The sequence below is a fragment of the Pseudomonas sp. P5_A2_2 genome, assembly GCF_054177685.1.
On sequence record NZ_JBGCUL010001058.1, the window covers coordinates 1 to 1,479 of the forward strand.

General features: G+C 61.7%; 2 protein-coding genes. Both read right to left on the reverse strand.

What is annotated here, in order from left to right; translation table 11 throughout:
• Nucleotides 1–1,332: heavy metal sensor histidine kinase (locus ACXRVY_RS28740; RefSeq protein WP_458238922.1), on the reverse strand; the 1,332-nt coding region annotated here is incomplete at its 3' end.
• Nucleotides 1,332–1,479: winged helix-turn-helix domain-containing protein (locus tag ACXRVY_RS28745; protein ID WP_458238923.1), on the reverse strand; the 148-nt coding region annotated here is incomplete at its 5' end. The genes ACXRVY_RS28740 and ACXRVY_RS28745, both read right to left, overlap by 1 nt.

Sequence of the window (1,479 nt, forward strand, 5' to 3'; positions counted from 1 at the left end):
CTCGATCACAAACCGCGTCCACCCATTCTCCGATTCACAACGAATTTGCCCGCCATGGGCACGGATGATCGACTGGGTGATCGCCAGTCCCAGTCCCGCGTGTTCGCTACTGCCTTCACGACGCGCAGGATCGGCCCGGTAAAACCGGTCAAAAAGACGCGGCAATAGATCTTCGGGAATCTGTTGGCCCGTGTTTTCAACGCTCAGGCGCAGTTCTTTTGGCTGATCGACGATTCGCACCCGAACCTCGCCATCGACCGGCGTGAAGCGCAGTGCGTTATCCAGCAAGTTGGACAATGCTCGCCTCAACATGCTGCGGTCGCCTTCCAGGCACCCATTACCTTCCCGTGCGAGCGTCACCCGCGCGTCTTCCGCCAATGGCGCAAAAAACTCCAGCAGCAGATCCGTTTCCTGTCCCAGCTCCAATGGTTCGTGCTTGGGAATCAACAATCCATGGTCAGCCTTGGCCAGATAGAGCATGTCATTGACCAGTTGCGCCATCCATTGCAGTTCTTCGAGGTTGCTGTGCAGGGCCTCGCGGTAGTCCTCGAGGGGGCGAGGGCGGGTGAGGGTGACCTGGGTGTGGGTCAGCAGGTTCGACAGTGGCGTGCGCAGTTCATGGGCGATGTCGGCGGAGAAGGCCGACAGGCGCTGAAACGAGTCGTCGAGGCGTCCGAGCATGGCGTTGAAGTTGTGGGCCATTTCCGCCAGTTCCGGCGGCATGTTTTCTTCAGGCAACCGCGCGTTCAGCGATTGCGCGGAAACACCGCTGGCGACCGCACTGATCCGCCGCAGCGGGCGCAAGCCGCTGCGTGCCGCCCAGGCGCCAAGCAGTGCGGTGGCCAGGGCTGACAGGCCGACGGTCAGCCAGATCAAGCGCTGCATGCGTTGCAGAAAATGCTGGTGGTGGGTGATGTCCAGCAGCAGGGTCAGTTGCGGTGACTCGGGTTTGTCCGCGAAAAGCGGCGCATTCAGCACGCGGTAATCCATGCCTTCATGGCTCACCGTCGACAATCCGGGCTGGCGCGGCAATGCCTGTGGAATGTTGGTCGAGCTGTCATACCAGCGCTGGCCGTCGCTGCCGGTGATTCGCAGGGGCAGGCCAGCCTGCCGACTCATTGCCTCGGCCAGTTTCACTTCGCTGTCACTCGACTGGAAGTCGTGCAAGGCCCGACGCAAGCCAATCAGCTTGCCGTCCAGCAGTTGCTGGTCGAGCTCGACGAAGTGCGCCTCGCTGGCGCGGCTGAACAGTACCCCGGCGAACAACGACACCACGGCGGTGCAGGCGGCAAACAACAGCGCCAGGCGGCTGCTCAAGGACAGCCGGCGCATCAGGCGGGGCGCTCTTCGAGGACGTAACCCATGCCGCGCACGGTGTGGATCAGTTTGTTGGGGAATTCATCGTCGATCTTCAGGCGCAGGCGACGGATCGCCACCTCGATGACATTGGTGTCGCTGTCGAAATTCATGTCCCAGACC